A 23,510-nucleotide genomic window follows, 5' to 3' on the forward strand; every position below is an offset into this window, starting at 1 on the left:
GGAACCCATCGGGCCAGCAGACCTTCTCCAGAGCAGCCTCACACAGCTCCTCGGTGCCGTAGAGCCGTTGGAACTCAGGCAGCGAGAGGCCTTTCTGAAACTGGACGGCACTGCGCGACATGGGCTAGCTGGTATATGCGTACCAGTCTATGCGACCAGTTCGCCCTGTGCGGAGTGAGCTGGGTAATCACGAAGCGTTTTGATGCCCACCTTGATGCAACCGCAGGTTCCCAAGGGCGCACCTGGGTCGGGCCATGCCAATGCTGCCTTCAGCTGAGCTCCAGCGAGGTCAGCTCCAGCTCGCGGCCTTGCAGAAGCCGGCAACTGAAGCTACCGCAGCGGAAACAAAGACAATCGCCCTGTTCGCTATCGAAGCCCTGCTGACAGGACTCACAAAAAAAGCTGGCGATCACAACCTCAATGCGCAGCTCGGCGCCAGAGGCGATCGTGCCGGCCATCACCACCGTGTGCGCGTAGCGCAACGCCTCCGGTTCCACCCCGGCCAGGCTGCCGATGCGCAGGCTGATCGCCGTGATGCGGCTGGCACCCTCAGCGCGGGCGGCCACCAACGCCTGATCGCGCACCGCCTCCATCAGACTGAGTTCATGCATGGCGCAGCAGGGTCAGGGCCTACCAGGAACAGGTGATTGCAGCCAAATAGATCATGATATTTTGACAAGCGCGGAGGGAACTGATCTTTTTAATGGCTATCAATTGAATTCAACCAGACGCCTGGAATTACTTAGGCAGCAAGCTCACAACTCCAGTGCCAATATCACAATAGGAACTATGTATAGTCAGCTTCCCTTCTGCTTCTGCGAATTTCAGCACATCGCTGCGTCTGGTGAGCTCGGTGGCTGAATGGCGAGCGTTTGCCTGAACAGCTTTGCTCAGATCATCACCACTTTGAAGACTTGCCTTGATCGGTGCCACTAGCTGCTCGAGCAAGGGCGTCAGCGGCGCCGTGTCCATAGCCGCCTTGACCGCGCCACAGCCACTGTGACCCATAACCAGTATCAATGGAGTACCGAGAACGGACACGGCATATTCCAAGGAAGCAATGGCCTCATCAAAAGCTGTATTTCCTGCAGATCGCACTTCGAAGAGCTCACCGGAACCACAGGCAAACAACCAGCTGGGATCTACCCGGGAATCCGCACAAGACAATGTGGCCGCAAACGGCTTCTGCCCCTGGGCAAGCGCCGCAGGATCAATCTGACATTCGTTTTGCCAGATTCTGTTGAGCACCTGCATGCGCTCGACCGGTGTGGCGATGTCACTGGCCGCTGCCCAAGCCTTGGCGAAGCGCCCATTGCCGCTCATCAGGCGATCCAAAGCATCCTTTGGGGTGCACACCTGAAGGCTGGCCAGCAACTGGCCATCGATCGGATCGGAGGCCCAGGCACGCTGGGCCCCGATCATGGACCAGGCTGCCGTTGCCACACTGAACGCCGTGCCCGCCAGGAGATCGCGCCGGTTCATCCCCATAAGACCTGGCCAGCTGCTGGCACGTTAATCAACACCCCTCAGACAACACTAAAAGCGCAAATAAAGCAGTAAAAAATTTAGAGAGCTGAGCCCACCAGGCCATCTTTCCGTATTGAAGAAAACAAATTAAGGAGCCAGTTCCACTCCAAAGAGCGCAGGTGTGAGGCTCAGCTCATGCATGGCGCCTCAGCCAGCCCTGCATTAGCGCCTGGGCACGAGGCAGGGCTGCCTGGACCTCAACCGAAAGAGTGTTGCCGTGCTCAAAAGCATGGGCCGGCACCTGGAGCAGGCAGGCTGCAGGGGCGCGGCCATAGAGCGCCTTGCTGATCGCCAGCAGCTGGGCGGGCTCGAGCCGGTGGCTGTCCGGCGCTCCGGCCCCGGCCGGGATCACCTCCACCAACTGGGGGGCCCCACCTGCCGGAGCTAGCCAGGCATCGATAAACAGCACCTCCTCCAGCTCGGCCAGCTCCGCAGCCAGCTCGGGGGTGAGCTGCTGCACGCTGCGGCCTCCCACCTGTTCGGCCAGCAATGCCCCAACCCCGTCGTCACCGCGCAGGCTGTTGCCGATGCCGATCACCAGGCGGCTGCCCTGGGGGTGCTGCTCCATGGCAAACCAAGAGAGGGGGGAGGCGAGCTCCTAATTGTTGGCGGCGATGACCTGATCCGCAGCGTGGCGTTGCCCTGGGGTTGCCCCCTTAATCCCGCACCCGCTCCGCCAACCGCCGCCCAGTGGCATCCACCAGCTCTATCCGCAGCGGCATCTGGCCGGCCGCGTGGGTGGAGCAGGAGAGGCAGGGATCAAAACAGCGGATACCGGCCTCCACCCGGTTGAGTAGGGACTCAGGAATTTCGGCGCCCTCGGCCAGCGGCGCGGGGCCGAGGTAGTAGCGGGCGATCTGGGCCACGGTGCGGTTCATCGCCAGGTTGTTCTGGCCCGTGGCGATGATCAGGTTCACCCGGGTGATCAGGCCGTCGTCATCTACCCGGTAGTGGTGAAACAACGTGCCGCGGGGCGCCTCGCTCACCCCCACCGCTTCGCGGGCATTGAGGCTGGCATGGCTGCGCACGTGGGGGGATTGCAGCTCGGGATCCTGCGCCAGCTGGCCGATCGCCTCCAGACAGGCCACGATCTCCACCAGCCGGGCATGGTGATAAGCAAACGACGAAATGGCAATCCCACCGCCGCTGGCCGTTGTGCCGTTGCGGGCGCGGAAGGCCTCCAGCTCAGCATCGGCCCAGGGGGTGCCGATCCGCTCGCACACGTTCAGGCGCGCCAGAGGGCCCACTCGATACATCCCCTCCGGATAGCCCAGGGGCTTGTAGTAGGGAAATTTCAGGTAGCTCCAGCTCTCCACCGCCTCGCCCAAGAAGCTTGCGTAGTGGTCCTCTGAGAGGCCATCAGCCACCACGGCACCGCTGCTGTCCACCAGCCGCAACTGGCCATCGATGCACGACCACTGGCCCTGGTCGTCCACCAGGGCCATGAACAGGGAGTCGAAGGTGCCAAACACTCGCTGCTCTTCAGCCAGCTGTTGATCCAGCAGCCGCTGAAACACCTTCAGGGCCAGCCGCACCGTGGCTTCGGCTTCGGGCAAGCGCTGCCGGATCCAGGCCACCGTCTCAGGCGTCATCGCCGTACGAACGCCACCGGGCACCGCCCAGGCCGCATGGATCTTGCGGCCCGCCAGCTGCTCGATGAGCTGCTGGCCAAATTGGCGCAGGCGGATGCCGGCGCGGGCCAGCTCCGGATCGGCCGCCATCAGGCCAAACACGTTGCGCTTGGCCGGATCGCTATCCCAACCCAGCAGGAAATCGGGGCTGCTGAGGTGAAAAAACGAGAGGGCGTGGCTTTGGCAGATCTGGGCCAGGTTCAGCAGCCGCCGCAGCTTGCGGGCCGCCGGCGGCGGTTGCACCGCCAGCAACTTGTCGCCGGTTTTAGCAGCGGCCAGCAGGTGGCTCACGGGGCAGATGCCGCAGATGCGCGCCGTGATGCGCGCCGTGATGCCCGCCATTTCCGCGAAGGGCCGGCCCTCACAAAAGGTTTCGAAGCCGCGATACTCCACCACGTGGAAGCGGGCATCAGCGATCCGGCCCGACTCATCCAAGTGGAGCGTGATCTTGGCGTGGCCCTCGATGCGGGTCACCGGATCGATCGTGATCGTGCGGGGGGTGAATTCAGAGCTCACAGCGATCTCCCTCAGCCGAAGCTCAACATGGCCTGACCTTCCGGCAGCGGCTCGCCGCGCAGCAGGGCCTCCAGAAACGCCCGGATCCGCTCGGCCGAAGGCGGGCAGCCGGGCAGGAAGTGATCCACCGCAATCACCTCATGCAGCGGCAGCACCCGCTCCAGCAGCTCCGGCACGATGCCGGGGGCGTGGGGGTGCTGGGCGCCGCGATCGGCTAGCTCCACATAACCGCGCTCCAGCACGCTCTGGCGGCTGCCACCAGCCACTCCTGCCCAGAGGTTGCGCAGGCCCGGCACGTTGGCGCTCACGGCGCAATCACCGAAGGACACCACCACCTTGCTGCGGGCCCGCAGCTGCAGGGCCAGCTCGAGATTGTCGGCGTTGGCCACCGCCCCCTCCACCAGGCACAGATCCACCCCCTCGGGAAATACCTTGATGTCGCTCGCTACCGGTGAGTAGACGATCTCCACCGCTGCGGCGAGCTCAAAGAGCCATTCATCAAGGTCGAGAAACGACATGTGGCAGCCGCTGCAGCCGGCCAGCCACACCGTGGCAAATCGCAGCTTTGGGGGTGGCACCTGGGGAGTGGTCATTGGTTGCGCCAGCGGCGGTCAGTGCGCGCTGCAGCCAGCTGCTGGGCCCGCTCGGGGTGGGGCTGCTTCTCGGCGGTGGCGTCCTGCTTACGAAACAGGGCGCCGGTTGGACAGGCATCCACGCACTTGCCGCAGGAGGTGCAGGCTTCCACCTCGCCCCAGGGCTGGTCGAGGCCGGCAATGATCGAACAGGCGCTGCCCCTGTAGCCCACATCCCATACGTGCGCCCCTTCGATCTCGTCGCACATCCGCACGCAACGGGTGCAAAGGATGCAGCGGTGGTGATCCAGCCCAAACAGGGCATGGGAAGCATCGACATGGCGCTGGGGGTACTGGTAGGGGAAACGGGAGTGGTCCATGCCCACCTCCACCGCCACGTCCTGCAGCTCGCAGGAGCCATTGGCCACGCAGAAGGCGCACACATGATTGCCCTCTGCGAAGAACAGCTCCACCGCCATGCGCCGGTAGCTCTCCAGCTCCGGTGTGTGGGTATGTACCTCCATCCCTTCAGCCACGGAGGTGACGCAGGCCGGTTCGAGTTTGGGGTGGCCTTCAAGGGCCACTAAACAAAGCCGGCAGGCCCCCACGGGGGTTAGGCCATCGAGGTGGCAGAGGGTGGGCACGTGCAGACCGGCGCTGCGGATCGCCTGCAACACCGTTGCATCGACCGCCACAGTGAAGGGTTGGCCATTGATCTGCAGGCTGACGCTGGGCAGCACTTGGGTCATGGCGCAGTCCCGGCGATGGCCGCCTCATATTCAGCGCGAAAAAAGCGCAAGGTGCTCAGCACCGGATTGGGAGCCGACTGACCCAGCCCGCAAAGGCTGGTGGCTTTGACCATGCCGCAAAGCTGCTCGAGCTGCACGAGATCCGCGCCGGTGGCGCGCCGCTCAACGAAGCGATCGAGCAGCTGCTCCAGCTGCACCGTGCCGGCCCGGCAGGGCAGGCACTTGCCGCAGCTCTCGGCCACGCAAAAGCCCATGAAATAGCGGGCCAGCTCAGGCATCGCCAGCGACTCGTCGATCACCACCATGCCGCCCGAACCCATGATTGATCCCAGCGCCTGCAGTCCCTCGTAGTCGACCGGGGTATCGAGCAGCGCCGCCGGCACGCATCCGCCTGAGGGGCCACCGGTTTGCACCGCCTTCACCACGCCAAGGCTGCCGTTGGGGTTGGCAGGCACCCCTCCTCCCATCGTTTCAACGATGGTGCGCAGGCTTGTGCCCATCTCCACCTCGATCAAGCCGGTGTGGGTGATGGCACCAGAGAGGGCAAACACCTTGGTGCCCTTGCTGGTGGCGGTGCCCATGGCGCCATACCAGGCGCCGCCCTGCCGCAAGATCGCCGGCACGGCGGCAAAGGTTTCAACGTTGTTGATCAAGGTGGGCAGGCCCCACAACCCCGACACCGCCGGATACGGCGGCCGCGGCCGCGGCGTACCCCGCCCACCCTCTATCGAATGCAGCAGGGCCGTTTCCTCGCCGCACACGTAGGCCCCGGCACCGATGCGCAGCTGCAAGGCAAACCCGCCCGCAACCCCCTGGCCTCAGCAGCGGCGATGGCGCGGCGCAACCGCTCAATGGCTAGGGGGTATTCGGCCCGCACGTAAATAAAACCCTCGCTGGCCCCCACGGCATGGGCTGCGATCGCCATGCCCTCCAGCAGCCGGTGGGGATCGCCCTCCAGCACGGCCCGGTCCATGAAGGCACCCGGGTCGCCCTCATCGGCGTTGCACACCACCACCTTGCTGCTGCCTGGCTGAGCTGCCACCAACTGCCATTTGCGGCCGGTGGGATAGCCGGCCCCGCCGCGGCCCCGCAGCCCGCTGCGCTCCAGTTCCTCCACCACGGCTTTCGGTGGCAGCTGGCGGCAGGCGGCGAGGGCGGCGTATGCGCCTTGGGCAAGGGCGTCGTCGAGGCAGCCCGGATCCACCAGGCCACAACGCTCCAGCACCACGGATCGCTGCAGGGTGAAGAAGGGATGCTCCGGATCCAGCTGGCGCTCAGCGGCCACGCCGCCAAACAACTCGACGCGGCCATCTTCGTGGTCGGCAGCGGCTAGGGGACCTTGACCACACAGCCGCAGGCAGCCCACCGACTTCACCCGCTCCACCCCGTGCTGGGCCACCAAGCTCTGCCGCAGGGCCGCGGCCCCCGCCGCCCGGCAGGAGGTGGCATCACAACAGCGCCAGGAGATGGCCGCCTTCATCGTTCTGGCAAGGCACCGGGGTCGCCGCAACCAACAGTGCCGTCGAGCACCAACACTGGCGCCTGGCCGCAGGCCCCCACACAACTGGCGGTCTCGAACGCCACTCCCCGCCGCCGCAGGCCCGCCTCCAGCCGCTCCGCCCCCCGCACAAAGCAGGCGGTGCCACGACACACCACACAGCGGTGCAATGGCGGAGGAACAAGCCGAAACAGGTGATAAAAACTGGCCACCCCCATCACATCGCTTAGGGGTCGCTGCATGGCAACCGCCAGCTGCTGCAGCTCAGCTCGCGGCAGATAGCCATGCCGCTGCTGCACAGCATGCAGGCGTTCGATCAGCGATGCATCCAGGGCATGGCAGCCGGGGCGATCAGGTGTCGTTGCCACCGAAGTCGTCCTCAAAGCCCTGATCGGGATCGAACTCGCTCCAGCCGGGGCTGGCGTCGTTAAAGAGTCCATAGCGGGCCGCCTCGTCATCCATCTGGGTATTGCCGGTGGGACGGGTGTCGCAGCTGATGCCGCCATCGGCGGTGGGCTGGCAGTTGTCAAACTCCACCCCAGCCCGGCCTGGCTGACCCACGAGCAAACCAGTGCTGATGACCCCCACTGCAAGGGCTGATCGAAATATGAGAGCCATGGGAAATATCCGTGCCATGGGGATCGTCAACCAGAACGGCTTACTGGGATGATGGCTCCGGTTTGGCCTCTGAGCGATGTACACGGACTGGACTGCCGTGATTTTGCTGCTGTTAACTGCGGCGCCCCTAGCCGTGGTGGTGGCTACCGCAGCCTTCTTCATTTGGCGGAAGAAGAAGCAGAAAGGCTGACCTGAAGCCCAGTCCGTCCTTTGAGAATGGCGGCGACGGTGGTAGCACCAATGGCCTGCAGCACCTTGCCCTGCCCTAAGCAATCAAGGCAGGTGCGGTAGCGCTGATCGTCCAGCCGCAGCATGCCGCTGCCTCCGCATTGCTGACAGCGGCAGGAATTTGCGTGGCTTGACCGCTGCATGGGCCCATCGGAGTAGGTCATCGAAATGTCCCCATTTGGGGACTTAGAGCTATCCACCAGTGTGATCTGCTTTTCCCCACTTGATCCCGAAACCTTCCTTAAGCCTGGGCGCCCCGGAGCACTTGGTCCAGCCGCTCTGAGCTGAGTTGCTGCAGTAATTCAGCAGCTGAAAGGCGGCTGCCAGCTGGCACCAAAGCCGCACTGGCAGCTAGCTGGCCCACCACTGCCGCTGCGTCCATGCCGAGCTGGTGGTAGCCCGCTAGCCCCTCGGCGCCCTCTCGCTTGCTGAGCCTCCGCCCGCTGCCATCGCACAAGAGCGGCACATGGCCGTAGCGGGGCGGGGGCGCGCCCAGGGCCGCCATCACTGCCACCTGGGCACCCGTGGCTCCCCAGAGATCGTCACCGCGCACCACATCGCTAATTCCCAAAACCAGCTCATCCACCGCTGTGGCCAGGTGGTACGCGAGGTAACCATCAGCCCGGCGCAACACCACATCACCAACAGCCGCTGGCCCATCGAGCTCCCCAGGAGCGCCATAGCTCTCCAGCCAATGCAGGCTCCCGGGTTCCAGCCGCAAGCGCCAGCTGGGCAGTCGCCCCTGCACCGGCCCCCAGCCGCCACTGGCTGCCCGGCAGGTGCCCGGATACACAGCAGCAGCGCCGTGGGGCGCAGAGATATCGGCGAGCAGGCGGCGACTGCAGCGGCAGGGATAGAGCAAGCCATGGCGCCGCAGGGCTGACAGGGCCGTGGCGTAAAGCCCGCGCCGCTCGCTCTGACGCAGCACCGGGCCGTCCCAATTGAGGCCCAGCCAAGCCAGATCGGTCAAGATCGAAGACTCAGCACCGGCCCGATTGCGGGGCGTGTCGAGGTCGTCGAGGCGCAGCAACCAGGCGCCCCCCCGCAGCCGGGCGTGCAACCAACTCAGCAGGGCCGTGCGCAGGTTGCCGCGGTGCAGAGCGCCGGTGGGGGATGGGGCGAAACGGCCGCGATACCCCAGCTGGCGCTGGGCCAGACCGGCCTCAACCAGGGCCTGCAGGTGGGATGGCAGCGGCGCAGCAGCCAGCAGGGGGAAGCATCACTCAGGGGCCCACTTTGCCCTGGGCACAAAAAAAGCGGCCCCTAGGGGCCGCCGGGGCAGGAATTACCTGAAACCAGATCAGCCCTGGACGCGGTCTTTGAACATCTTGCCGGCGGTGAAGGCAGGCACCCGCTTGGCGGGGATCTTGATCTTCTCGCCGGTCTTGGGGTTCAGACCCTGGCGGGCAGAGCGCTCACGGGGCTCGAAGGAGCCGAAGCCCAAGATCGACACCTTCTTGCCTTCTACGACCGAGTCGATGATGGTTTCGATGGCGGCGTCGACGACTTGGGAGACGTCGGTCTTGGTGAGCTCGGTGCGGGCGGCAACGAGGTTGACGAGATCAGCTTTGTTCATGGGAATAGGAAGCCTCGGGGGTGGCGGTCGTGTTGCGACGAAAGGTGGCGAGTCGGAAAACCCCGACCGGCCCTGAGATGAGCGCGCCAATGGTATGGGGCTCTGGCCGCTGCTGCAACACAGAAGTGCTCCGGCGCAACGGTTTTCGTGACAATTTCCCCACATGGGGGGGTCCAAGGAGGCTCCAAATAGCTCAAAAGACGAGCCCAGCCAGCAGCTGCGCACCCCCATGCACGAGTTTTTCGCCGCGCAGGGCACCAAGCCCACCACCACTGGCGATCCAGTCGGGAGAGCCGGCCGGCAACCAGCTGCGCAGCCGCTCCAAACTGGCCAGCTGGCGGGGCCAATGGAAGGTGCGCGCCGTGCGCAAGGGCGCCAGCGCAGCTGGTCCGGTTGGTAAGAGCAAGCGCCCACAAAACAGGCCATCGACTGCTCCAGCACGCACCAGCAGCACGCAGGAGCCCGGCGTCGGCCCTGGGGTCCAGAGCAATTGGACCCCAGGCGCCAGGGTCAGCTGCTCGCCAAAGCTGGTGCACCCCTGCACACCCGGCAGCAGGTAGGCCTCCTGCTCCTGCACCAGCACAGACCAACCCAGGGCCTCCTGCCAGCGCCGGCAGCGGCCGTGGCCCTCGCGGCTAGTGAGCACAAGCCTGCCTGGCCCCACCAGCTCAGTGCGCTGGCGCAACATGGCCAAATTTGCCTCAGTGAATCCCGGACAATCCACCAGCAAATCTCCGCCACCTCCATAAGCAGCGGCCTCCAGCAGCCAGCTGCTTCCCCCCTGGCTATCGCGGCTGGGGGCGAACAGCCACAGACCAGGGCGCACCTGCTGGGGCGGCCGGCCGGATTCGGGGGGTTGGGTCAACTGGGTCAACTTGTTCAAGCAGGTGGCGCGGGCAAAAACAGGGCAAGGGGTGGAGCGCGATCCGTCCGGAGACGGGCACCGCAGGCAACTTCCTGCTGCCCCAGACCAGATTCGCGCCTAGCGTCTCCGCAGCAGGCTCGGCCCCTTGACGGTCCAATTCAACATTCCTGAGCTAGCTCCACCCCCGAATCACCACCAAGGGATTCACATCGGCCACCCCTGGCCGCTGGGGGCAAGCCTCACCAGCCGGGGGGTCAACTTTTCGGTGGTGGCCCCTCTGGCCACCCGGATCGAGCTGCTGCTGTTCGCTAATGGCGAGGCGAGCGAACCAGCGCGGGTGGTGGAACTGGACCAGCGGCACCGCTCTGCTGATCACTGGCATGTGGAGGTGGAGGGTCTGGGCCTGGGCAGCTGTTACGGCTACCGGGCATTTGGGCCGCTGCAACCGGGAGGCCATGGCTTTAATCCGTCCAAGGTGCTGCTCGACCCTTGCGCCCGAGCGATCGCCGGCTGGCAGAGCTATCAGCGTGGCGGCGCCGTTGGGGCGGCACCTAACACCGGCCACTGCCTCAAGGGAGTGGTAACTGAGCGCGACCGCTTTGATTTCAGCCACGCCCCCCGGCCGCGCCACAGCTGGCAAAAGAGCGTCATCTATGAACTGCACGTGGGTGGCTTCACCCAGGGACCGGGTTGTCCTGTGCCAGCGCAGCAGCAAGGCAGCTTGCTTGGGCTGATTCCCACCATCCCCTACCTGAAGGATCTGGGCATCACCACCATCGAGCTGCTGCCGGTGATGGCCTTCGATCCCAACGACGCCCCGGCCGGACGCCACAACTATTGGGGCTACAGCCCCTTGAGCTGGATGGCGCCCCATCCAAACTATCTGGTGGGCGATGACCCGCTCAGCGGCCGCGACCAGGTGCGTCAACTGGTGACCGCCTGCCACCGGGCCGGCATCGAGGTACTGCTGGATGTGGTCTACAACCACACCACTGAGGGCAATCAGGATGGGCCCACCCTCAGCTGGCGCGGCTTCTGCGACCGCCTCTACTACCAACAGAGCGCCAAAGGCGATTACCAAGATGTGAGCGGCTGCGGCAACACCATTGCGGCCAATCGGCCGCTGGTGCGGCGGCTGATCCTGGAATCGCTGCGCTGCTGGGCCACGGAGCTGGGAATTGATGGCTTCCGCTTCGACCTGGGCATCGCCCTCAGCCGCGGCGACAACCTGGCCCCCCTAGACGCGCCGCCCCTATTTGAGGAGATGGAAGCCGATCCAGATCTCGGCGACCTGAAACTGATCAGCGAACCCTGGGATTGCGGTGGCCTCTATCGCCTCTCCGACTTCCCAGCCCGCCGGGTGGCCACCTGGAACGGCCGCTTCCGCGACGACCTGCGTCGCTTTTGGAAGGGTGATGAAAAAACCTGCTGGACCATGGCCCAGCGCCTGAGCGGCAGCCCAGACCTTTTCACCAACACACCGGTGCATCCGGGTCAGTGCATCACCTTCTTGACCGCCCACGACGGCTTCACCATGGCCGATCTGGTGAGCTTCAACGGCAAGCACAACCTGGCCAACGGTGAGGACAACCGCGACGGCGATAATCACAACAACACCTGGAACCACGGTGTAGAGGGTCCCAGCTCCGATCCAGCCATCACGGCCCTGCGCGAGCGCCAGCTGCGCAATCTGCTCACAAGCCTGCTGCTCGCACCGGGAGTGCCGATGCTGTTGATGGGTGATGAGGTGCGCCGCAGCCAGGGCGGCAACAACAACACCTGGTGCCAGGACAACCCCCTCGGCTGGATGCACTGGCAACCCGATACGGGCGACCTGGCCCTGCGCCTGTTTCTGCAACGCCTGCTGCAATTACGCGCCCATCTGGCCGGGCTGTTCAACCCCGAGCTGCCCCTTGATGACAAACCCCAGCGGCGCAGCGGCGATCGGGGCCACCTCTGGCGCCAGTGGCACGGTGTCGAATTAGCAAGCCCGGACTGGGCGAGCTGGTCCCACACCCTGGCCTGGAGCCTCAATGACAGTCAACAGGGGCCCTTCGTTTGGTGCGGCATGAACGCCTACAGCAAAGCGATGCACTTTGAGCTGCCCAGCTGCCGCCAGGGCTGGCTGCGGGTGATTGACACGGCCCTACCCCCCGGCGAAGACCTGCCTTCCGAGCCTGAGGCCTGGCTGCCCGCGGGGGCACCCCTGCAAAGCCGCAGCCTGATGCTGCTGGTGGCGGCCCCGCTGCTGGAAGGCCGAAAGCTTTAAAGAGCGGGCGGCGGGAATCGAACCCGCATCATCAGCTTGGAAGGCTGAGGTTTTACCACTAAACTACGCCCGCGGCAGTACATGCGTACGAGTCACATGCCTGTTGCTGTTACCGAAGTAATCCAGCTCAGACATTATGGCCTGCCCACCCCAAGCCCAAAGCGGCCCCGATGATTACAGCTGAAGAACCAAGCTTGGGGAAAGCAGCCCGGCGTCGCCTGCTTTGGAGCTACGGCCTCGGCGACATCGGCACCGGCATGGCTGCCACCCAGCTGGGCTTCTACCTCTTTGTTTTTTACACCGGTGTGGCCGGGCTGCCGGCCTGGATGGCGGGCCTGGTGCTGATGGTGCTGAAGGTGTGGGATGGCATCAACGACCCCCTAGTGGGCTGGCTCAGCGACCACACCAAGCATCCCTGGGGCCCGCGGCTGCCCTGGATGGCTGGCAGCGCCATTCCCCTAGGCCTGGCGCTCGTAGCGATGTGGTGGGTGCCTCCGGGGGGGGACTGGCAGAAGTTCGCAATTTTGGTGGCGATTCAGCTTGTGGCTATGGCGCTGTACACCTGCGTCAACCTGCCCTACTCGGCCCTAGCCGCCGAGCTCACCAGCTCCACCCAGCTGCGCACCCAGCTGAATGCCAGCCGCTTCACCGGATCGATCCTGGCTGGATTGGCCGGCTTGGTGCTGGGGGCCCTGCTGGTGGGCCAGGGCGCGGAGGGCTACCTACGTATGGGCTGGGTGTCCGGACTAACCCTCACGGTGTTCACCCTGCTGTGCTGCTGGGGCCTAGCCCCCTTCGCCCGCAACTGCCAGCGCCCTACGGGCCACCCGGAACCGATCCGGCGCCAACTACAGCGCATCTCAGCCAACCCTCGCTTTCTCAAAGTGCTGGGGCTTTACCTGCTGCTCTGGTGTGCCCTGCAGCTGATGCAGCCGGTTTCGCTGATTTTCCTGGCCGTGGTTATGCAACTGCCGGAGAGCTGGAGCACTTGGATCCTGATTCCCTTCCAGCTCAGTGCCCTGGCGGGGCTGCAGCTATGGAGCCGGGTGGCAGGGCGCCACGGCCGTGTCTGCGCCCTGCGCTGGGGCACCGGGCTATGGATTGCCGGCTGCCTGGGGGCAAGCCTGCTGGTGCCCCTCGATGGCAGCACTGCTCCCCTGGGCAGCTTCAGCAATGGCATCTCCCTGGGACTACTGGTGCTCACGATCATGGTTACGGGCCTGGGAGCCTCCACCGCCTACCTGATCCCCTGGGCCCTGTTGCCCGACGCGATCGATGCCGACCCCGACAAACCGGCCGGGCTCTACACCGCCTGGATGGTGGTGACTCAGAAACTGGGCATCGGTGTGGCCGTGTTTGCCCTTGGTAATGGGCTCAGCCTCAGCGGCTACCAGGCCGCCCAGGGACTGGCCCAGCCGACTACTGCCCTCACCACCATCCGCCTATGCATGGGCCTGATTCCGGCCGTGCTAATCGCCGCTGGCCTGCTGGTGATGCGACGCTGGCCGGAGAAAGGCCTGCACCGCCAGCCATGAAGCGCCCCGCCTGGCTGACAACACCGCGCTGGCTGCGGCGCCTGGGAGCCAGCCTTCTGGTTGGCGGCCAGGCGGTGAGCGCCATCGCCAAGGGGCGCATCGGCTTCAACGATCTGATGCAAGAGCTGATGGAAGCCGGCCCCGGCAGCTTCCTGATCGTGTTGATCACGGCCTTGGCTGCGGGCACCGTGTTCAACATCCAGGTGGCAGCGGAACTCTCCAAACAGGGCGCCAGCGCCACGGTGGGCGGTCTATTGGCCCTGGGGCTGTCACGGGAGATCGCGCCCCTGCTCACCGCCACCCTGCTCACCGGCAAGGTGGCCACGGCCTATGCGGCCCAGATCGGCACCATGAAGGTGACCGAGCAGATCGACGCGATCACGATGCTGCGCACCGATCCGGTGGAGTACTTGGTGGTGCCCCGGGTAATAGCCATGGTGATCATGGCGCCGGTGCAATGCCTGCTTTTCTTCTGGGTGGGGATCTGGTCGGGCCAGGTAAGCAGCACGCTGCTCTACAACATCCCCCCGGCGGTGTTCTGGAACTCGGTGCGCACCTGGATGGAGCCCAACGACCTGCCCTCGATGCTGCTTAAAGCTCTGGTATTCGGGCTGCAGATCGCCGTGATCGCCTGCGGCTGGGGACTCACCACCCGTGGTGGGCCCAAGGAGGTGGGCACCAGCACCACCGGTGCCGTGGTCATGATCCTGGTCACAGTCGCCCTGATGGACGCCCTGCTCACCTCGCTGCTGTTCACCTGATGACCTCCCCTGCTCCTGGCACTAGCGGCGTGGTGCTCGACCCCGCCTACGGCGTATCCCTTGGCGTGATTGGCCTGGGACTGGCAGCCCTGGCCCTACTACCACTGTGGGCTGGGGCCATCTGGCTCAGCCTGGTCGTAGCGGTGTTCGGTTTGTTTCTGCTGCTGCAAACCCGCCTGCTGCGACTGGAATTTGGCGGCGATGCCCTGCTGGTGTGGCGTCAGCAGACCGTGCTGCGCCGCTTCCCATACCAGGAGTGGCTGAGCTGGACAATTTTTTGGCCGGGGCTGCCGGTGCTGTTTTATTTCCGTGAACAGGCCAGCATCCACTTCCTGCCAGTGCTCTTTGATGCAACCAGCCTGCGCCAGCAGCTGGAGCAGCACCTGAGCCAGCTCCCCCCCGCAGCACCTCCCGATTCCCCAAGCGATGTCTGACGACCCCAGCCAGGCTTCCCCTACCCCTGACAGCCCTGAGATCCCTTCACCAGCCCCCTGGCAGGAGCTGGCCCTCACGGAGCTGCAGCAGCAGCGCACAGCCCTGCTTGAGGAGATCCGCCAGCTGGAAGCTCGCCGCGGCCTGATCCAAAAGGAGATCGAAGCGAGCTTTGCTGGCCAGGCCGATGGGGTGGCCAGGCGGCTCAAGGGCTTCCAGGACTACCTGGTGGGAGCCCTGCAGGATCTCGCCGTGGCCGCAGAGCAGGTGGAGCTGGTGCCCCAGCAGGTGCTGGTGCAGCCCTCCCCCCTCGACCAGATCAGCACCACTGCAGAAGCAAGCCAACCCCTAGCGGCTGTAGCGGCCGCGGGGCTGTTCGTTCCTGACGAAGTCCTGATTCGGCAGCGTCTGGCCGGCTTTGGTGGCCAGCCCGACTTCTACGCCGATCCCTGGCAGCTGCGCCGCACCCTGGATGCCAGCGGAGCCGCCCTGCTCGACGACTGGTTCCTGGGCCAGGGCGGCCGGGGTGCCCAGCCCAGCTGCGGTAGCCGCAGCCGCAATGCCCTGGTGGCCGCCGCCGCCATCGCCATCCTCGGCGAGCTCTATGGCGAGCGCTTCCAAACCCTGGTGCTGGCAAGCCAACCGGAGCGCCTGGGGGAGTGGCGCCGCGGCCTGCAGGACTGCCTGGGCCTTTCCCGCGAGGATTTCGGACCCAGCAGCGGCATCGTGCTGTTTGAGCGGGCCGATGCCCTGGTGGAGCGGGCCGACCGCCTCGAAGAGCGGGGCGAGCTGCCCTTCATCGTGGTGGATGCGGGCGAGCCGGTGATCGAGATCCCGATCCTGCAGTTTCCGCTCTGGCTGGTTTTCGCGGCCGGCCCCGGCGAACTTATGGCCGACGAAACCTATTAAGCCCAACCACAGTGACCCTGCCTGCAGCCGTGACCCTGCTCACCCTTGCCATGCTGATCGCCGGCTACCTGCTCGGCTCAATCCCCAGCGGTTACCTGGCAGGGCGCTGGCTGGCTGGCCTCGACATCCGCCGCGAAGGTTCCGGCTCCACCGGTGCCACCAACGTGCTGCGGGTGGTCGGCAAGGGGCCGGCCCTAGCGGTGTTCCTGGTGGATGTGCTCAAAGGAGCCGCCGCCGTGCTGCTGGCCAAGGCGCTGCTCGACCCCTTTGGCGTTGGCGTAGTGCTGGCAGGCCTGGCGGCGCTGGCTGGCCACATTTGGCCGGTGTGGCTGGATTGGAAGGGTGGCAAGGCGGTGGCCACCGGCCTGGGCATGTTGCTGGGGCTCACCTGGCCGGTGGGACTGGCCTGCTTCGGCATCTTCCTGGCCGTGCTCAGCCTCAGCCGCATCGTGTCCCTGTCCAGCGTCGTGGCGGCGCTCGCCCTGCCGCTGCTGATGCTGGGCTGGTTTGCTGACCAGGGGCTGGGGCTGCGCTGGCCATACCTGGGCCTGGCCCTACTCACCACCGTGCTGGTGCTCTGGCGCCACCGCAGCAACATCAAACGGCTGCTAGCCGGAACCGAACCCCGCCTGGGGGCCCCCAAGCACTGATCGAGACAAGGTCTGATCGGGACAAGGTCTGATCGAGAGAAAGGACTGATCGGGACAAGTTCTGATTGAGACCCCAAACTCCCGTTCAGGCCAGCTCGCGGCTGCGCTGGGCAGCAGCCAGCACGGCCTCGATCAAGGCCGAGCGCAGGCCAGCTTTTTCCAGCTGACGCAGGCCGGCGATGGTGGTACCAGCCGGGGAACTCACCATGTCCTTGAGCTGGCCGGGATGGAGATCGCGCTCCTCCAGCAGGGCGGCGCTGCCAGCCAGGGTGCGGTGAGCCAGCCGCTGGGCTAATAGCCGCGGCAAACCGGCAGCCACAGCGCCATCGGCCAAGGCTTCAGCTACCACCGCCACAAAGGCGGGCCCAGATGAGGTGAGGGCCAGAAAGGCATCGAGCTGGGCTTCAGGCAGCTCGTGCACCTCGCCCACCTGGGCGAAGAGCTGCTGCACCCAGCTGCGTTGGTCTGGGGGCACGTCGACGCCAAAGGCCAGGCCCGTGAGCCCCGCCCGCACCAGGGCCGGGGTATTAGGTACGGCGCGCACGCACTGCCAGCCAGGAAACAAACGCTGCAGCCGCGCCAGGGTGACACCGGCGAGCACGGAGATCAGCAGCCCGCCCGAACCAGCCGCCGCCGCCGGGGCCACGGCCTCGAGCTGCTGGGGCTTAACCGCCAGCAAAACGACCGGCGCAGACCAGGCTGCAGCTGCATCAGTAGCCACGGCCAAACCGTGGGTTTGGGCCAGGCAGGTGGCGGAGGCTTCGCTGGCAACAACGGCCCGCACACCCTCGCGCTGCACCAGACCTGCTTCCAGCAGGGGAAACAGCAAAGCCTGGGCCATACGGCCCAGGCCCACTACGCCGAAGGTTTGCGTCACAGCCGGCCTAAATGGCGGCGTCCTGGCGGCCCCAGGCCGGGCTGGGGGCCGCGTCCTGCTGGGGCTCGCTGATCTCCCGGCTCACGATCGTGGGCGAAGAGGCCTCGTCGCTGGTGGCATTGGTCACCGTGACGCAGCTAGGCGCAAACAGAAAAATGCTTTCACCCACCCGCTCCTGGTGGCCGTCGATTGCGAAGGTGCCGCCTGCCACAAAATCCACGGCGCGCTGGGCCTGATCCGGCTCCATCATCGTGAGGTTGAGGATCACGGTCTTGCGCTCGCGCAGGGCCTGGATGGCGCGGGGCATTTCATCGAAGCTGCGTGGCTCCATCAGAGTCACTTCGGCAACGGCCGTGGATAGGCCAGGCATGCCGATCACGTTGGTGCCGGCAAAAGGATCGTCACCGCCGAAATCGGAGCCCAGGGCTAGGGCGCTGGAGCGACTGGTGTAGCTCGGCTCAGGCTGCTCTCCGCCGTCGTAATCGAGCTCATCGTCGTAGTCGCCATCGAGATAGTCGTCTCCTGAGACAACGGCACGCAGGCGGGAAAACAACGACACGAACCGAACCTCGCAAGTTTCTTTCCACCTGAATAGCGTCCCACACCAATCGCGGCAAGGCTTTCAAGCGGAGATTGGCACCTTCTGGGGAAATTATTGAATTTGGCGCGGCCCAAACAGGCCGCTACCAATGCGCACCCAGGTGCTGCCAGCCTCAGCAGCCTCGGGCCAATCGCCACTCATTCCCATCGAACGCTCCGGCAGGCCCAGCTGCGTCGCCAGGGCGTCGCACTCGCCAAAAAGGACCCGACGCTCGGCCTCGTCCAGGCCCAGGGGGGCCAGGGTCATCAGGCCCAGGGGCCGCAGGGGCGCCAGGCCACCCAACTCAGGCCAGTGTTGGCAGAGCTCAGCGGGGTCAAAGCCGGTCTTGGCGGGATCGGGGCGAAATTTCACCTGAAAAAACACCGCTGGCTGGCGCTGCTCCTCGGCGGCGATGCGGGCCAGGCGTCTAGCAAGCTCAAGGCTGTCGAGGGAGTGGATCGTGCCGAAGTGGCGCACCACACCCCGGGCCTTATTGGCCTGCAGCCGGCCGATGAAATGCCAGTCGAGGGGCGCCAGATCGGCCAGCTCGGCCTGCTTGAGCACCGCCTCCTGCAGGCGACTTTCACCAAAGCTGCGCTGGCCGGCGGCCACCGCTTCGCGGATCCGATCAGCGGGCTGACCCTTACTCACCGCCAGCAGGCGGCAGCCTGGCGGCAGCTCGGCCTGGAGGGCGGCCAGTCGCCCGGCCAAGGATTCAGATGAAGGTCTGGTCAAACAACTGACGCCAATGGGCGTGGGCCTCGGGACCGTCGCGGCGGGAGCGCACCAGATTTTTCTCAGCAAAGTGGCGAGCATCCATCAGCGGCACCACCTCAAAGGTGGCGCCACGGGGCTGCAGGGTGACGACGAAAAAAATGCGCTGGGCGTAGAGGGTGGCGAAAAGATCCCGGCCTTCGGACACCGCCGCCACCCGATAGAGCATCCCGAAGGTGGGATGGTTTAGGTAGCGCTCCGGACTCACAAATGCGCTGCTCGTCAATGCGCTGCTCACCGATGCGGTCGAACTTGGCCATTAAAGGTCACCGACTTTCCAACGCAGCAGGAGCATCAGCAGCAACAACCCAGCCGCCGTGGCGTTGAGCAGGCCCAGGCCCAGGCCTCGCCCCGCAACCGCTGGTCGCAGCAGCTGGTCGGGCGGCAGCCAGACCCCGCCGCGGGCCAGCAGCGCCTCAGCTCCCTGCTCGGCGCGCAGCAACACGTTGGCCAGCAGCCGCTCTCCTAGGGCCAGCACCAAGGCCAAGCCCCCCTTCCAGCCCAGCCGCTTGAAATTCACCGCCCGGGTTGCAATAGATCGCAACAGGTTTTGCAGCTCCTCCTGCACCAGGGGCAGGAAGCGTAGGGAAAGCAGCAGGGTGAAGCCAAGCCGCTCCACCGGCAGGCCCAGCCGGGCCAAGGGCGCCAGCAGCCAGCTGATCGCCCACACCAACTGTTCGGGGGAGGTGCTGAGCAGCAGCAGGTTGGCGCTGTGCACCAGGGTGAATAGCAGCGTGGCGCCGTTGAGGCCCAGCTCAGCTGAACGGCGGGTCACCACCAGGGGGCCAGCGCGCAGCAGCACCCAGGGGGTGCCCGAGCGCTCTGGCGGCGGGCTGCCGGGGGGGCCGGGCTGGAGCCGCAACTCCGCCGGCGGCCGCTGCAGGGCTGCGGATGCCGCCGTGCCCGCCGGCAACAGGGCCGCCAGGGCACCCACCAATAGGGCAAGGGCCAGTAGCAGCGGCACGCTGCGGCGCCATAGCCGCCAGCTGAGCCCGCTAGCGGCGGTGATCAGCAGCAATAAGCCCACCAGACTGAGACGCCAGAGCGGTCCTGCCAGGATCGGCGTTACTAGAAAAATCAGGCTCCAGGCCAGCTTCAGGCGCGGATCAAGCCGGCGCAACCAGCTGCCGCCCGTTGCCGCCTCCGCCGGATCCGGGGCGGCAAATTGGCCGATGGGGATCTGGCGTAAGAAATCCACCTAAGCGCAGGCCCTAGCGCCCACGAGTCTGGCTGCGGGCCAGCTCCTTCTCGGCATCTCGCTGCTGCTTACCGCGCCAGAACAGCTTGATCGGCGTGCCTTCAAAGCCCAGGCCCTCGCGGATCTGACGCTCCACATAGCGGCGATAGGTTTCACCGAAAAGCCTCGGCTCATTGACAAACAACGTGAAGCTGGGGGGCCGCACCGCCACCTGGGTGCCGTAGTAGAGGCGGCCCTGGCGGCCACCACGGCTGGTGGGCGGCGTGCGCCAGCTGAGCGCCTCGGTGAGCACCTCGTTCACCACCGAAGTGGTGACGCGGCGGCGGTGTTGCTCCACCGCCAACAGGGCCAGGGGGAAGATCGCCTGCACCCGCTGGCCGCTGAGGGCAGAGGTGAACAGCATCGGCGCCCAGTCGAGGAAATAGAGCTTGGCGCGGAGCTCCTTCTCCATCGCAGGCATGGTGTGGCTGTCTTTTTCAATGGCATCCCACTTATTCACCACCACCACGCAGGCTCGGCCGTCCTCTTCGATGCGGCCAGCCAGGCGCTGGTCTTGCTCGGTGACGCCATCGAGGGCGTCAATCACCAATACGCACACATCGGAGCGCTCGATCGCCTTGAAGCTGCGACTGATGCCGAAGTATTCGGGGCCGTAGCTCACCGAACGGCGGCGGCGGATGCCGGCCGTATCGAGCAGCTTCCAGGTTTTGCCCTCCCGCTCGATCGTGGTGTCGATCGTGTCGCGGGTGGTGCCACGAATCGGGCTGACGATCGCCCGGTTTTCACCGCACACCGCATTGAGCAGGCTGGATTTACCCACGTTGGGCCGGCCGATGATCGCCAGCTGAATCGGCTCTTCGCCCTCGTCTTCTTCGGTAGGGGGCAGATAGCTCACCACCTTGTCGAGCAGGTCGCCGGTGCCGGCACCGTGAATCGCCGAAATCGGGAAGGGCTCGCCCAGGCCCAGGCCCCAAAACTCGGCCGCCATGGCCAGGCCCGCATCCGGCGACTCGCACTTATTCACAGCGAGCATGGTGGGAACCCCCTGGCCCCGCAGCCACTCGGCAATCGACTGGTCGGCGGCGGTGCAACCCTGCTGACCATCAACAACAACCAGGGCTACGGCCGCCTCTGCCAGGGCCAGGTTTGCCTGCTCGCGAATCTCCGGCAGAAACTCGCTGTCGTCGTCAAACACCAGGCCGCCGGTGTCGACCACCCGGAAGGTGCGATCAGCCCAGTAACCCTCTTGATAGGTGCGATCCCGCGTCACGCCGGGCGTGTCGTGCACGATCGCTTCACGGCTGCGGCAGAGCCGGTTCACCAGGGTGGATTTACCCACGTTGGGGCGTCCGATAATTGCAACGACCGGTAAGGCCAAGGGATGTATTCCTACGTCTGTCCTGTATTGACCCTACAGAGAGGCCCTAACCCCAGCAATTAGCTGATGGGCAGGTCACCCGGATGCCCCAGCACCGGATCAGCCGGCGCCACCAAGAGCAGCGGCAGTGGCCCGCTCTCCGGCAGGGCTTCATCTCGCTCGGCCAGATAGGCCAGTAACCAGTTCACGGCGGTAGCGCGGCGGGTGCGGCGCGGGTAGAGCTCGCCGATCGTGTAGCCCGCAAAACCCAGCTGCTGCTTGAGCAGTTGCTTGTGCACCTTGGCGATCGAGCGGGTGAGGGCCACCGAGGCGGGCCGCTCAGCGATGAACTGGGGTTCGATCGGGAAGGACTCCCGCCAGGCAGCGCTGGTAGCCGGGCCGGCGCTCCAGGTGCCGGTGCCATCAGGCCCATATCCCAGGCGCGGCCAGATCAGCTCACACACGAAGCGATCGCTGGTGCGGTCAGCCAGCACCGCCTCCAGCAACTCTCGGTTCAAGGGGTAGGGCACGGCAGCGGGGGCGGCCTGAGCGGAAGCCATCGGCCTGAAGCATCACAATCGGTTCACCATGATCACTGGTTCAGCGATCACCGCTCTGCCCCTGCAGCTCTCTGGCAACGGCACGCCCCGCGCCCTGCGCTGCCGCGCGCTGCAGTCGCCGCTGGCGGGGGTGAGCGATCGGATTTTTCGCGGCCTGGTGCGGCGCTGGGCGCCCGATGCCCTGCTGTTCACCGAGATGGTGAACGCCACCAGCCTGGAGCTGGGCTTCGGGCTGCAGAAGGTGGAGGAGCTGGGCAGCGAGGCCGGCCCGATCGGTGTGCAGCTGTTTGATTACCGGCCCGCCGCCATGGCCGATGCGGCCAAGCGGGCCGAGGCCGCCGGCGCCTTTCTGATCGACATCAATATGGGCTGCCCGGTGAAGAAGATCGCCAAGAAAGGCGGCGGTAGCGGCCTGATTCGCGATCCCGAGCTGGCGGCCCGCCTGGTGGAAAGCGTGGCCGCGGCCGTAGCTCTCCCGGTGACGGTGAAAACGCGGCTGGGCTGGTGCGATGGCAGCGATGCGGTGAGCTGGTGCCAGCGGCTCGAAAATGCCGGTGCCCAGCTGCTCACCCTGCACGGCCGCAGCCGCGAACAGGGCTTCAAGGGTCAGGCCGACTGGGCCGCCATCGCGGCGGTGAAGGCCGCCCTGGCCATACCGGTGATCGCCAATGGCGACATCAACAGCCCCGAGGATGCGGTGCGCTGCCTAGAGCAGACGGGCGCTGATGGGGTGATGGTGGGCCGGGGCACCATGGGGGCACCCTGGCTGGTGGGCCAGATCGATGCGGAGCTCAGCGGCCGGCCCATCCCAGCCACCCCCGGCGCCCTCGAGCGCCTCGCCCTGGCGGCGGAGCAGCTTCAGTCCCTGGTGGCGGCCAAGGGCGACCATGGCCTGCTGATCGCCCGCAAGCACATGGGCTGGACCTGCCAGGGCTTCGCCGGCGCCCCCCAACTGCGCCACGCCCTGATGCGGGCGCCCACCCCGGGCGCAGCCCTGGAGCTGCTGCAGCGAGCGGAGGCCGCCGTTCAGGGCAGCACCTCTGGCCAGCTCTGACGAATGAGCAGTAGCGAAAAGTAGGGCTGTTCATCGGCGGGCACCTCGGCCGCCGGCGCCAGTAGCTGGTCGGGCCAGCCCACCCGCTGGGCAAACAAGGCCCCTGCCAGCAGGTTGCGCTGCTCCAGCAGGGGCCGCACCCAGGCCCAGCGGTGGCCGAGCTTGAGCAGGGCCAGCACCGTGGCCGCTGCCGCCGCCTCAGCCAGCAGCGCCTCGAGCTGGGCGGGATCGTCGGGGGTGGGGAGAATCAGCAGGGCGTCCTGCTGCAGGGCCAGCGGCCAGGGCAACCCCTGGGAGGAGGCAGCCGCGGCGGCGGCGGCCACCGCCGTGATGCCGGGGATCACCGCCACCGGACAACTGGGATGGCGCTCCGCCAGGGCCAACAGGGCGTAGGAGGCGCTGGCATAGAGGGAGGCGTCCCCCTCGCACAACAACACCACGGCCTGGCCAGCAGCCACCTCAGCGGCCAGGGCAGCGGCGGCGGCATGCCAGGCCTGGCGGCGCGGCTCCGCCTCGCTCACCATCGGAAACAGCAGCGGTAGGCGCCGTTGCTCGGGGCCAATCCAGGGGGCGGCGATCTGGGCCGCCATTCCCTCCGCCGCGAGCCGGGCCACCGGGTAGGCGACCACCGCCGCGGCCCTAATTGCCAGCACCGCCGCCACGGTGAGCAGCTGGGGATCACCGGGGCCAACTCCTACCAGGGTGAGGCCTGCCACCGGCGCCAGGGCTCCCGGAAATTCTGCCGAAAACACGAGTGGCCTGCTGCTGCAGCCT

At 66.0% G+C, this 23,510-nt stretch carries 29 protein-coding genes, 1 tRNA gene and 1 pseudogene; 7 read left to right on the forward strand and 24 right to left on the reverse strand.

Going from position 1 to position 23,510, the window contains the following annotated elements:
- The 15 genes and pseudogenes from KBY83_RS11825 to KBY83_RS11890 form a co-directional block, all read right to left on the reverse strand.
- Positions 1 to 121: pseudogene (locus tag KBY83_RS11825) on the reverse strand (IS1595 family transposase); the annotation flags it as partial.
- A 148-nt stretch (positions 122 to 269) separates the two neighbouring features.
- The gene (gene hypA, locus KBY83_RS11830; protein ID WP_255019690.1) at positions 270 to 611 is read right to left on the reverse strand and encodes a hydrogenase maturation nickel metallochaperone HypA; all 342 of its coding nucleotides are present in this window, start codon (positions 609 to 611) and stop codon (positions 270 to 272) included.
- Positions 612 to 738: 127 nt separating this feature from the next.
- Positions 739 to 1,482: a carbonic anhydrase gene (locus KBY83_RS11835; protein WP_255019691.1), complete on the reverse strand. Its 744-nt coding sequence runs from the start codon at positions 1,480 to 1,482 to the stop codon at positions 739 to 741.
- Positions 1,483 to 1,660: 178 nt separating this feature from the next.
- Positions 1,661 to 2,095 carry a hydrogenase maturation protease gene (locus KBY83_RS11840; protein ID WP_255019692.1) on the reverse strand — a complete coding sequence of 145 codons (435 nt, stop codon included), beginning with the start codon at positions 2,093 to 2,095 and terminating at the stop codon, positions 1,661 to 1,663.
- Between the two features lie 88 nt (positions 2,096 to 2,183).
- A complete protein-coding gene (locus KBY83_RS11845; RefSeq protein WP_255019693.1) occupies positions 2,184 to 3,674 on the reverse strand; it encodes a Ni/Fe hydrogenase subunit alpha in 1,491 nt (496 codons plus the stop codon).
- Positions 3,675 to 3,685: 11 nt separating this feature from the next.
- The gene (locus KBY83_RS11850; protein WP_255019694.1) at positions 3,686 to 4,267 is read right to left on the reverse strand and encodes an oxidoreductase; all 582 of its coding nucleotides are present in this window, start codon (positions 4,265 to 4,267) and stop codon (positions 3,686 to 3,688) included.
- A complete protein-coding gene (gene hoxU, locus KBY83_RS11855) occupies positions 4,264 to 4,995 on the reverse strand; it encodes a bidirectional hydrogenase complex protein HoxU (RefSeq protein ID WP_255019695.1) in 732 nt (243 codons plus the stop codon). Before hoxU ends, KBY83_RS11850 begins: the two co-directional genes overlap by 4 nt.
- The gene (locus KBY83_RS15430) at positions 4,992 to 5,786 is read right to left on the reverse strand and encodes an NADH-ubiquinone oxidoreductase-F iron-sulfur binding region domain-containing protein (protein ID WP_315858973.1); all 795 of its coding nucleotides are present in this window, start codon (positions 5,784 to 5,786) and stop codon (positions 4,992 to 4,994) included. Before KBY83_RS15430 ends, hoxU begins: the two co-directional genes overlap by 4 nt.
- Positions 5,720 to 6,475, reverse strand: a complete 756-nt coding sequence (locus KBY83_RS15435) for a hypothetical protein (RefSeq protein ID WP_315858974.1) — start codon at positions 6,473 to 6,475, stop codon at positions 5,720 to 5,722. Before KBY83_RS15435 ends, KBY83_RS15430 begins: the two co-directional genes overlap by 67 nt.
- On the reverse strand, positions 6,472 to 6,861 hold the full coding sequence (locus KBY83_RS11865; protein ID WP_255019696.1) for an NAD(P)H-dependent oxidoreductase subunit E: 390 nt from the start codon (positions 6,859 to 6,861) through the stop codon (positions 6,472 to 6,474). Before KBY83_RS11865 ends, KBY83_RS15435 begins: the two co-directional genes overlap by 4 nt.
- Entirely contained in the window at positions 6,845 to 7,111 is a 267-nt protein-coding gene (locus KBY83_RS11870) for a hypothetical protein (RefSeq protein WP_255019697.1), read from the reverse strand. Before KBY83_RS11870 ends, KBY83_RS11865 begins: the two co-directional genes overlap by 17 nt.
- 158 nt (positions 7,112 to 7,269) lie before the next feature.
- Positions 7,270 to 7,425, reverse strand: a complete 156-nt coding sequence (locus KBY83_RS11875) for a hypothetical protein (protein ID WP_161956106.1) — start codon at positions 7,423 to 7,425, stop codon at positions 7,270 to 7,272.
- A 155-nt stretch (positions 7,426 to 7,580) separates the two neighbouring features.
- Positions 7,581 to 8,549: a tRNA glutamyl-Q(34) synthetase GluQRS gene (gene gluQRS / locus KBY83_RS11880; RefSeq protein WP_193486136.1), complete on the reverse strand. Its 969-nt coding sequence runs from the start codon at positions 8,547 to 8,549 to the stop codon at positions 7,581 to 7,583.
- A 90-nt stretch (positions 8,550 to 8,639) separates the two neighbouring features.
- Positions 8,640 to 8,915, reverse strand: coding sequence for an HU family DNA-binding protein (locus KBY83_RS11885; protein ID WP_006911342.1), 276 nt, complete (start codon positions 8,913 to 8,915; stop codon positions 8,640 to 8,642).
- Positions 8,916 to 9,108: 193 nt separating this feature from the next.
- On the reverse strand, positions 9,109 to 9,780 hold the full coding sequence (locus KBY83_RS11890; protein ID WP_255019698.1) for an MBL fold metallo-hydrolase: 672 nt from the start codon (positions 9,778 to 9,780) through the stop codon (positions 9,109 to 9,111).
- A 202-nt stretch (positions 9,781 to 9,982) separates the two neighbouring features.
- On the opposite strand from KBY83_RS11890, the gene KBY83_RS11895 reads away from it, so the two are divergent.
- Positions 9,983 to 12,049 (forward strand): glycogen-debranching protein, encoded by a 2,067-nt coding sequence (locus KBY83_RS11895; protein ID WP_255019718.1) that lies wholly within the window; start codon positions 9,983 to 9,985, stop codon positions 12,047 to 12,049.
- Between the two features lie 2 nt (positions 12,050 to 12,051).
- Here the strand turns inward: KBY83_RS11895 and KBY83_RS11900 are convergent.
- A tRNA-Gly gene (locus KBY83_RS11900) sits at positions 12,052 to 12,122 on the reverse strand.
- Positions 12,123 to 12,219: 97 nt separating this feature from the next.
- Between KBY83_RS11900 and KBY83_RS11905 the strand changes: the two genes are divergently transcribed.
- From KBY83_RS11905 to plsY, 5 genes are read left to right on the forward strand one after another with little or no spacing between them, the layout of a single operon-like run.
- A complete protein-coding gene (locus tag KBY83_RS11905; RefSeq protein WP_255019699.1) occupies positions 12,220 to 13,584 on the forward strand; it encodes an MFS transporter in 1,365 nt (454 codons plus the stop codon).
- Positions 13,585 to 13,598: 14 nt separating this feature from the next.
- Positions 13,599 to 14,345, forward strand: a complete 747-nt coding sequence (locus KBY83_RS11910; protein ID WP_106502178.1) for an ABC transporter permease — start codon at positions 13,599 to 13,601, stop codon at positions 14,343 to 14,345.
- Positions 14,345 to 14,779, forward strand: coding sequence for a DUF3119 family protein (locus tag KBY83_RS11915; RefSeq protein WP_255019700.1), 435 nt, complete (start codon positions 14,345 to 14,347; stop codon positions 14,777 to 14,779). The genes KBY83_RS11910 and KBY83_RS11915 overlap by 1 nt, the downstream gene beginning before the upstream one ends.
- On the forward strand, positions 14,772 to 15,686 hold the full coding sequence (locus tag KBY83_RS11920) for a DUF3086 domain-containing protein (RefSeq protein WP_255019701.1): 915 nt from the start codon (positions 14,772 to 14,774) through the stop codon (positions 15,684 to 15,686). The genes KBY83_RS11915 and KBY83_RS11920 overlap by 8 nt, the downstream gene beginning before the upstream one ends.
- Before the next feature lie 50 nt (positions 15,687 to 15,736).
- A complete protein-coding gene (gene plsY / locus KBY83_RS11925) occupies positions 15,737 to 16,336 on the forward strand; it encodes a glycerol-3-phosphate 1-O-acyltransferase PlsY (protein WP_396093947.1) in 600 nt (199 codons plus the stop codon).
- 85 nt (positions 16,337 to 16,421) lie between these two features.
- Here the strand turns inward: plsY and proC are convergent, their stop codons facing one another.
- The 7 genes from proC to KBY83_RS11960 all read right to left on the reverse strand — a co-directional run bounded on the left by proC (position 16,422) and on the right by KBY83_RS11960 (position 21,682).
- Positions 16,422 to 17,213: a pyrroline-5-carboxylate reductase gene (proC, locus tag KBY83_RS11930; protein WP_255019703.1), complete on the reverse strand. Its 792-nt coding sequence runs from the start codon at positions 17,211 to 17,213 to the stop codon at positions 16,422 to 16,424.
- A gap of 7 nt (positions 17,214 to 17,220) precedes the next feature.
- Positions 17,221 to 17,772: a cell division protein SepF gene (locus tag KBY83_RS11935; RefSeq protein WP_255019704.1), complete on the reverse strand. Its 552-nt coding sequence runs from the start codon at positions 17,770 to 17,772 to the stop codon at positions 17,221 to 17,223.
- Between the two features lie 93 nt (positions 17,773 to 17,865).
- On the reverse strand, positions 17,866 to 18,504 hold the full coding sequence (locus tag KBY83_RS11940) for a YggS family pyridoxal phosphate-dependent enzyme (protein WP_241518143.1): 639 nt from the start codon (positions 18,502 to 18,504) through the stop codon (positions 17,866 to 17,868).
- A 4-nt stretch (positions 18,505 to 18,508) separates the two neighbouring features.
- On the reverse strand, positions 18,509 to 18,775 hold the full coding sequence (locus tag KBY83_RS11945) for a PipX family protein (RefSeq protein WP_255019719.1): 267 nt from the start codon (positions 18,773 to 18,775) through the stop codon (positions 18,509 to 18,511).
- Positions 18,776 to 18,826: 51 nt separating this feature from the next.
- Complete coding sequence (locus tag KBY83_RS11950) at positions 18,827 to 19,765, reverse strand: CbiQ family ECF transporter T component (RefSeq protein WP_255019705.1); 939 nt, start codon at positions 19,763 to 19,765, stop codon at positions 18,827 to 18,829.
- Between the two features lie 13 nt (positions 19,766 to 19,778).
- The gene (gene der, locus KBY83_RS11955) at positions 19,779 to 21,143 is read right to left on the reverse strand and encodes a ribosome biogenesis GTPase Der (RefSeq protein ID WP_106502008.1); all 1,365 of its coding nucleotides are present in this window, start codon (positions 21,141 to 21,143) and stop codon (positions 19,779 to 19,781) included.
- Between the two features lie 59 nt (positions 21,144 to 21,202).
- Positions 21,203 to 21,682 carry a DUF1823 family protein gene (locus KBY83_RS11960; RefSeq protein WP_255019706.1) on the reverse strand — a complete coding sequence of 160 codons (480 nt, stop codon included), beginning with the start codon at positions 21,680 to 21,682 and terminating at the stop codon, positions 21,203 to 21,205.
- Between the two features lie 28 nt (positions 21,683 to 21,710).
- Between KBY83_RS11960 and dusB the strand changes: the two genes are divergently transcribed.
- Positions 21,711 to 22,736, forward strand: a complete 1,026-nt coding sequence (gene dusB / locus KBY83_RS11965; protein ID WP_255019707.1) for a tRNA dihydrouridine synthase DusB — start codon at positions 21,711 to 21,713, stop codon at positions 22,734 to 22,736.
- On the opposite strand, the gene cobI is transcribed toward dusB, so the two are convergent.
- On the reverse strand, positions 22,709 to 23,452 hold the full coding sequence (cobI, locus tag KBY83_RS11970) for a precorrin-2 C(20)-methyltransferase (protein ID WP_255019708.1): 744 nt from the start codon (positions 23,450 to 23,452) through the stop codon (positions 22,709 to 22,711). The two genes, dusB and cobI, sit on opposite strands and share 28 nt — an antisense overlap.
- Between the last annotated feature and the right edge of the window lie 58 nt (positions 23,453 to 23,510).

It is taken from the genome of Cyanobium sp. WKJ7-Wakatipu, assembly GCF_024345355.1.
Classification (GTDB): Bacteria; Cyanobacteriota; Cyanobacteriia; order PCC-6307; family Cyanobiaceae; genus Cyanobium_A; species Cyanobium_A usitatum.